Genomic DNA, 7875 nt, shown 5'->3' on the forward strand with positions numbered 1-7875 from the left:
CGTAACCCCCGACACCACGGCTGGTTGGCAGCCCTACGGTCGATCCACATCAAGCGCTGCGAGGCCCCGAGGCTGGCCTGCTGTCGCTGGTGGTGTCCATGTGAACGCCCGGTGGGAGTGACGATGAGAAGCACAAGCGCGTCGATCGCCAGCGGCACGGCGGTCGCTGTGCTGCTCGTCGCGGTACCGGCGGTGCTCGTCCGCATGGCCAGCTGGCCGAGCCCGGGGGTGTCGTGGACGGCCGTGCTGCGCGGCTGGGTCCAGGAACCGCTGAGCGCCGGTTTCCTTGCCGGGCTCGCCTACATCGCGGCGTGGTTGTTGTGGGGGTTGGTCGCCGCCGCGGTCACCGTCCGCGTGTATACGCGGGCTGCTCGTCTGCTGCGGTGGCTGCCGACCGTGCGGGTACCCGGGCCGTTGCAGGGTCTGACGGCGGCCGTGCTGGGCGCGACCGCCGTAAGCACCGCGGCTGCGGCGACGCCCGCTCAGGCCGACACCCCCACCGGCATCGCCGTCGAGGAGACGCACCGCCCGGGCCCTTCAGGCCCGGACGCCACCGCCGGCAGCGACCTCGCTGCCGCGCGGGCGGTTTCCTTCCGCCAAGATGCCGACGGTAAGAGGGCGACCTACACGGTTCGCCGCGGCGATACCTTGTCCAGCATCGCGCAGGGATGCCTCGGGGACGCGGACCGCTGGCCGGAGATCTTCGCGCTCAACCGCGGCGCCCGCTTCCCAGGCGTCGGTGGCGTCCTGCGCGACCCGGACCTCATCTACCCGGGCTGGACGCTTGACCTGCCCGCCGCCGCTGCACCCGCCGGAGGCTCCCGCCCTGCAGCTCCCGCTCGACCGCCGGCCGGAGCTGAAGCGGCCACACCCGAGATCGGCGCTGCCCCGGGCGACAGAGTATCCGCCAGCGCCGCGTCGCACGCTCCCGCCGGCGGTGCCGCGACGGCGAGCCCGACGCCCACCGGCGTCGGCCCTGCCGGTGATGCCACCACCCCCACTCCCGGCGCGGGTGACACAAGCCGCCCGCGGCGATCCGGTGACGGCGTCTGGCTCCCCGGTGGCTGGGTTGATGGCGGGTTGGCTGTGGCGATCACGACCGCGGTCGTTCTGGTCTGGGCGCACCGGCAACGCCGCTACCGCACCCGCCCGCCGTCCGATCGATCACACACGTCCGACCCTGACCTGGCGCCCATGCCCCGCGCGATCCGAGCCATCCGACGCGGACTCCACGCCGCCGCCAGCGCATCCCACCCCGCCCGGGGCACGAATCCCCGCCGCGACCAGCGGCCCGGCGACAGCCGTCCGTCACCGGTCGACGGCAGCGGCCGGGCTGAGTTCGTCTCCGACTCGGACAGACGCACCGATGGCGGTGCGACCATCACGGATGTCGCCGTGCCGGTGGCGCCGGCCCTCGATCCCCGTTTGGCGTGGCCGTTGGCGGGACTCGGCCTGACCGGGCCGGGCGCCGAAGCCGCCGCCCGCGGCTTCCTCGCCGCTGCCCTCGCCGCCGGCGGCGAGGAGCATCCCGGCGCCCGTACCCGCGTGGTCATCCCCGTCACGACCGCGGCAGCCCTGTTGGGCGCTGCCGCCAGCAGCCTGCCCCGCACCCCGAGGTTGACCGTCACCGCCGACCTCAGCGAAGCCCTGGATATTCTCGAGGAACAGACCATGCACCGGACCCGGCTGGTCTACCAGCACGAGGTCGACACCGTCGCCGACCTGCGGGCCGCCGGCATCGACGACGAAGCCCTCGCGCCGCTCATGCTGCTGGCCGACGCGGCCGGCCGCCATGAACGGGCGCGCGTCGCCGCACTGCTCACGCAAGGCCACCGCTTGGACATACATGGTGTGCTGCTCGGCGCCTGGCCTCACGGTGACATCGCCGTCGTCGGCGACGACGGCACCGTCCGCCGCGGCGACAGCGACGCCGGCCACGGCACCCATCCCGCCGACATCGGCCGGCTCGCCGTGCTCAACCCCACCGACACCATCGACATCCTGGCGGCCCTGGCGGAATCCCACACCGGCGAGACCCCGGCACCCGCTGCCGACACCGCACCACCGTCCGCACCCCCGGCGCGACCAGCCCACGCGACCGTCGCGCCCGCCGCTGACAGCATCACCGGCCCGGCGCACCCGAAACCCCCAGACGGCAGCGCGGACACGGCCGCCGCCAGCCCTCACACCGGCACCGCCAGCACCACGGCCAACGCCCACCGAACCGTCGGCGAGGCGAACGAGCATCCCACCAGCATCGATCACCCCGCCGCCAACGCTGGAATCCTCCCTGTCCGGCCATCGCCCGAACCCGTGCAGGATCCGGTCGCCGCGTCCACGGCAGGCGCGGCGGCGCTGGTGTCCTCTCGCGACCGGGTCGAGGTGACGGTGCTCGGCCGGCCAGCCATCATCGGCGCCAACCCCCCGCGGCCGCTGCGCGCCAAGTCCATGGAACTGCTGGTCTACCTGGCCGTGTGCGGCGGCGACGCCCCCGCCGAGGCGATCCTCGACGACCTCCTCCCAGACGCCCCCGCCAGCAAAGCCACCCACCGGCTGCACACCTACATCTCCGACCTGCGCGCCGTGCTCCGCCACCACGCCGGCCCCGGCACCTACATCACCCGGCTCCACCACCGCTACCAACTCAACCCCGACCGGTTCGACATCGACCTGTGGCGGCTGCGCGCCGCCGTGCGCGCCACCACCGGCACCCACGCCGAGCGCCTCCACGCGCTCCGGCACGCCGTCGACACCTACCGACCCCTCGCCGAGGGCTGCGACTACGAATGGCTCGAACCCCACCGCCACGCCGTGCAACGCGAAGCCCTCGACGCCGTCACCGCGCTGCTCGAGGAACTCACCGACCAACCCGACCAGCAGGCCGCCGTCTGCGCCACCGCCCTGCCACACCACCCCTACAACGAACAGCTCTACCAGCAAGCGATGCACGCCCACGCCCAACTCGGCGACCTGGACGCCATCCGCGGGCTGCGCCGCACCCTGACCCAACGCCTCGCCGAAATCGACGCCGAACCCAGCGACGACACCCTCGCCCTCGCCGACCGGCTCATCACCGAGGTGCGCTCCCGACGCGCCCCGCGTCGCCTCGCCGAGAGGCCGGCGCGATGAGCAGCACGCCACAACCGGCAGGCGTCTCGGTCGCGACGCCCACCGCCGTGAACACCATGACCGGCACGCAGTTACGCAGGCTGCGGTGGGCGGTACGGGCCACCCTCCCCCTCGGCGTCGCCGCGTCGGTGGCGGCGAACGTCCTGCACGCCCGCCCGAACCCCATCAGCCAGATCATCGCCGTCTGGCCGCCCCTGGCGCTGCTGCTCACCGTCGAGCTGGTCTCCCGCGTCCTCCATGAGCTGGTGCCTGGGCGCGATCCGCATCACCGCCGCCGCCGTCATCGCCGTCATCGCAGCCTGGGTGTCCTACTGGCACCTCGTCGGCGTCGCCGCCCGCTACGGCGAGAGCGGCTACGGCGCCGCCTACCTCCTACCCATCTCCGTCGACGGCCTCGTCGTCGTCGCCAGCGTCAGCCTCGTCGAAATCACCGCCCGCATCCGCGCCACCTCCGCCCACGATGACGCCGACGGCCGGATTCCCTCAGGGTGACTGGGACTGTCAGGTTCTGCTCAACCCGGCGCCTGGCTTCGGGGACTACTACTGCGTGCACCGCGGCCCCATCCGCCCTGGTCAGGTCCTCGAACCGGCCTGGCTCCGCGCGAGGGTGGACAGCGGCACGCCAGGTGAGACGCAAACGGCCACCGCAACGGTACGCCCGGTCGACGGCGAGGTGTCGACGGCCAACAACACGGCGCAGGCCAGCGTCGCCGTCGTCGAACCGGGCACCATCCGCGGCAGCCTGTGGATCGACCAGGACCGCGACGGACAACGGGACTCCGACGAGCCGGCCACGGCCGGCGTCCGTACCCTGTTGTTCCTGCCGCAGGCCCCTGTCGACGGGGATCCGACGGAGATCACGGCCGTGCTGAACCCGGACGGGACCTACTCAGCGGCCCTCAAACCCGGCCCGTACATCGTCCAAGTGCAGATCGAGTCCCAGTACCTCGACTTCACCCTTCCCGATGTAGGCGATGACGCTACCGACTCCGACATCGTCACAGTTCAGCGGGACATCTACGGCGGCATCGACGCCGGCAACAGCGCGGTGATCGACGTAACCGCCGGCAGCGACACCACCATCGACGTCGGCTTCATCGACCTCACCTCCTAACAGACGACGGACGCCCGGGACGTGCCACGGCAGTACGGATGGGGATCGACGGTGTATGCCCTGTTCCGCAGGTGGCAGCGTGACGGCACCTGGAAGCATCTGCTGACCGCGTTGCAGACCCTGGCCGACGCGGCGGGACGGATCACCTGGGACATGCCGGTGGACTCCACCAGCGCCCGCGCTCACCACCACGCCCCTGGGGCGAGGAAAAGGGGGATCGGCCGGTCCATAAGCGGATCGGCGAATCGTGATGGCCACGGCTGGCGCTTCTCACGATCGATGCACGGGTGACGGCACCGTTACGTCAGGCATTGACATCAGTGAAATGGCCGGCTAGCTTAAAGCCAGCACATTAAGGCGTCGTTGTCCTGGCACCGGAACACGGGGTAAATCGATTAGCAATCCGGCCCAATGCGCCACCGTACATTGGATTTTCTGGTGTCTGTCGTGTGATTGTGGCGGATATTCGGCTGTGCGCTACCCCGGATTGTCGAGTGTCCAGGCTTAAAAACGACGCGGAGTCGGATGCCTTATTGCTTCCGGCGTCAACGTGAGGAGAGGTAATGACACGAAGCCGGTCTCGTCGACGGTTCGCAATATCCTTCGGCGCTTTGCTACTGGCGTTATCGATCACGCCTGGTGTCGTGCGGGCGGATCCGCCCGCACCAGCAGCCAACGACCCGCAACTTACCGACAGTCAGAGCCCGGAACTGCTCGCCGAAATGCGTCGTCAGGAAAAGCTGCACCCAGCGGCGCAAGCGCTACTCGAGGCCGCTGTGAAGCTGCCACGTACTTCGGGTTACGCTGGCGTGGCGTACGAGGGAGATGGCGTCACGTTGTATTACAAAGGCTCACTGCCGGCCGCCATGGCCAGTGCGGTTGCCGACGCCCGTCGGATTGGGCCCGTGACGGTAAAGATGGCTGCCTTCTCACGCGCTGAGCTGCATCGGGCGCAGGCACAACTGGCGGCTGCGGATAAGCTGGGGCACAGCAACATCCAGGCGATCGGAACGCTGGACGACGGGTCTGGGTTGCACGTGGAACGTATGCCCCCCGCAACCGCCGAGAAGATGCGGGCCAAGCTGGCCAGCAAGGGCCTGACCAGTAAAGACGCGGACACCTTGGTGGCCGGCCTGAACTTGGGCGTGCCGGTAAAGATGACCACCGCGACGGCACCCATCAACCCGCTGAGCCGGGAGTCCGACTTTTCGCCGTGGAGTGGGGGCGCAGAGTTCGAAACGTGGCGTGACCTAGAGAAAAGGTCGGACTGGTGCACGACCGGGTTCACCGTGGCGAAGAATTCGCGGACGTACATGCTTACCGCAGCGCATTGCATGACAGCACCGGACGTAGCCTACAACGGCCACTTTGACGGCGATGCCTACTTTGCGGAGATCGGCCCGGTCTATCAAGAGGACTGGGAACATGATGTCCTGCTAATCGACGCCCCCGGAGAGGCGTGGATCTACGATGGCGGGGTCAACACCACAATCAGAAAGCCAGTGCATAGCTGGGGTTACCGGACGGTCAATGAATTGCTTTGCCATTCGGGGTCAAGGAGCGGTACCATCTGCGGCCTTAAGACCCAAGGCGGAGAGTACACGATCAAGGGCGTGGACTCCGATGGCGATCTCACATATATGAACGATTTGGGTCTGGTGGAACAGATCGACCACCTCGCGGCCGGTCAGGACGGGGACAGCGGTGGGCCGGTCTTCTCGCTTGACGGAGATGGCGTGCGGGCCAAGGGAACTGTCACTGCGGGGGGTAACGCCCCTTATTATCTGTACTTCGCGGATTTGGACGAGGTCGTTGGTGGCCCGTTGGCCGCGACCCCGCTGACCCAGTGATCGCCTAACCTCCAGTACCATCTCGGGCGCCCAACTCTAAGTTGGGCGCCTGAGCAGCGGTCTTACTCGAAATCGAAGGGGCGCGATGGCAGCCAGTTTTCATGGGTTATCGCTGATCGTCCGGATGGGAGTCATCCCAGGGCTTGTCGTTTTGCTGGCGGCATGTGGGGCCGAGGATGACATCGCGGCCGTGAAGCAGCCCGGCCCACCCACCTGTCCTGCCACATATGTTAAGAACGCACCCACCAAGGCCAGCCGCAACGGTGACCTCGTGCCCGAGGGAAGCTCAACGGCGCTGCTGTGCGTGTACTCATTTCCGCGCCCCGGAGCCCAGTACTCACTGCATCAACCGATCCCGTTAGCAGCTGACAAGGTGGACGGGCTGGCCGATTACCTGAACACGCTCGACCCGGCCGACCTTGAAAGCAACGCTTGCACGCTCGCGGGTCATGATCAATATCAGGTCATCCTTGGCTACCCGGACGACACCAACGTCACGGTAAGGGTCGACTACAACTGCGGGACCGTATCCGCCGCCGGTGCCGTCCGGCAGGTCAGCCAAATGAAGACGCTGTTGGGGTTCTGGCCCGAGCGGGCAATCAAGACATACCGCACCCCGTCGCAGACTCCAAGCAGCCCACTGATCCGCTCCGGCACGGCCGCAACGGGCAACTAATTAGCCCAGCTTTCGTGGTCGGCCGTCGCCGCCGAGGTGCCCGACGACGCCGCCGCCGCACTCCCGCTGCACCTGGATGGCGCACGCCCATGTCGCGCAAGCGGGAAGCCTTCTTGGGCAGATCGAGGCGGGTGTGGCGTTGACTCATCCGCCTCCCGTCCCGGTCGACCAGGCCCATCTGGGAGGCCGTCGTCGCCGAGCAGCGCGCTGCTCGTTGATCGACGAGCCCGACGCTCCCGTGCCGCCATTTGCCTCAGTGCTTGAGGTCTAGCACTTGTGTGCTGACCCACTGGGCCAGCGCTGGCCGGTCCACGAGCATGATGCGGCAGCGCAGCGCCACCTCCCGCGCTTGGGCGGTCGGGCGGCCGGTGGTGACCAGCAGCGCGACGTCAGCGCGATGGATGTCGCGGGCAGTTCCCGCGAACCGCTGGACGTGTGGGCTGCCCAGCGTGCCCCTGTACCGCTTGCACTGCACCACCACCCGGCGGCCGCACGGCGATTGCCCGATCACGTCGGCGCCCATGTCGCCGGAGCCCCCGCAGACGATGACGTCGCGGTATCCGCTGGCGCGCATCAGCCGCGCGACGAACTGCTCGAACTCTGGCCCGGTCATGTGGTCGGTGACTGCCACGTTGCGTTCGTGCTCGGCCATCTGCCGTGCGCGTGCCCAGCGCAGGTACAGCCAGGCGGTCAGGCCGGCGAGCGCGGCGAGCGCGATCAGGGAGGCGATGACCGGGTGCTCGCGCACGACCTGGACTACGGCCGACACGGCGAGCAGGCATCCGCCGATCGCGGCGAGCGTCGCCGCGTTGCTGCGCTTGCCCCGCCGCCGCTTACGTCGAGTCATGCCACCCTCCCCAGGTTGACGTTGTGTTGTAGGCCGCGCACGAAAGGTAGCGGCGGGGTGTGACAACAGCCGTGGTGCGGTCGGGGGGGTGCGCGGGGATTCCGGGAAGTCACGCGCGCCGGGTGTAGGCCTTAGGTCGTGTCTCGAAGTGCGCGTAGCCATTCGTTGATGGCGGTGACGTGGATGGTGGCTTCGTAGCGGACGGCCAGCTTGTCGTACCTAGTGGCCAGACCACGGTGGCGTTTGAGCCGATTGATGC

5 protein-coding genes and 3 pseudogenes are annotated in these 7875 nt (G+C 68.8%); 6 read left to right on the forward strand and 2 right to left on the reverse strand.

The features are described from left to right. Positions 1-123: 123 nt before the first annotated feature. The 6 genes and pseudogenes from D7I43_RS30160 (at position 124) to D7I43_RS32580 (ending at position 6769) form a co-directional block, all read left to right on the forward strand. A complete protein-coding gene (locus tag D7I43_RS30160) occupies positions 124-3129 on the forward strand; it encodes an AfsR/SARP family transcriptional regulator (protein ID WP_120331984.1) in 3006 nt (1001 codons plus the stop codon). 56 nt (positions 3130-3185) lie between these two features. Continuing rightward, positions 3186-3573 (forward strand): annotated as a pseudogene (locus tag D7I43_RS30165) (DUF2637 domain-containing protein); the annotation flags it as partial. A 103-nt stretch (positions 3574-3676) separates the two neighbouring features. Further along, positions 3677-4243: an SdrD B-like domain-containing protein gene (locus D7I43_RS30170; RefSeq protein WP_158610185.1), complete on the forward strand. Its 567-nt coding sequence runs from the start codon at positions 3677-3679 to the stop codon at positions 4241-4243. A 15-nt stretch (positions 4244-4258) separates the two neighbouring features. Then, positions 4259-4459 (forward strand): annotated as a pseudogene (locus D7I43_RS33880) (IS5 family transposase); the annotation flags it as partial. A 395-nt stretch (positions 4460-4854) separates the two neighbouring features. After that, entirely contained in the window at positions 4855-6093 is a 1239-nt protein-coding gene (locus tag D7I43_RS30180; protein WP_147427330.1) for a chymotrypsin family serine protease, read from the forward strand. 85 nt (positions 6094-6178) lie between these two features. Further along, positions 6179-6769, forward strand: a complete 591-nt coding sequence (locus D7I43_RS32580; RefSeq protein WP_147427331.1) for a hypothetical protein — start codon at positions 6179-6181, stop codon at positions 6767-6769. 253 nt (positions 6770-7022) lie between these two features. Here D7I43_RS32580 and D7I43_RS30190 read toward each other — a convergent pair whose 3' ends face one another. Together D7I43_RS30190 and D7I43_RS30195 are read right to left on the reverse strand one after the other, a co-directional pair. Further along, the gene (locus D7I43_RS30190; RefSeq protein WP_120331982.1) at positions 7023-7616 is read right to left on the reverse strand and encodes a restriction endonuclease; all 594 of its coding nucleotides are present in this window, start codon (positions 7614-7616) and stop codon (positions 7023-7025) included. A 131-nt stretch (positions 7617-7747) separates the two neighbouring features. Beyond that, positions 7748-7875 (reverse strand): annotated as a pseudogene (locus tag D7I43_RS30195) (IS5 family transposase); the annotation flags it as partial.

It is taken from the genome of Micromonospora globbae, from assembly GCF_003610785.1.
Lineage (GTDB): Bacteria > Actinomycetota > Actinomycetes > Mycobacteriales > Micromonosporaceae > Micromonospora > Micromonospora globbae.

Bases quoted from the DNA above. Each gene is read 5' to 3' on its own strand.
- D7I43_RS32580 (WP_147427331.1), top strand. From the start codon at position 6,179: ATGGCAGCCAGTTTTCATGGGTTATCGCTGATCGTCCGGATGGGAGTC.
- D7I43_RS30160 (WP_120331984.1), top strand. From the start codon at position 124: ATGAGAAGCACAAGCGCGTCGATCGCCAGCGGCACGGCGGTCGCTGTG.
- D7I43_RS30190 (WP_120331982.1), bottom strand. From the start codon at position 7,616: ATGACTCGACGTAAGCGGCGGCGGGGCAAGCGCAGCAACGCGGCGACG.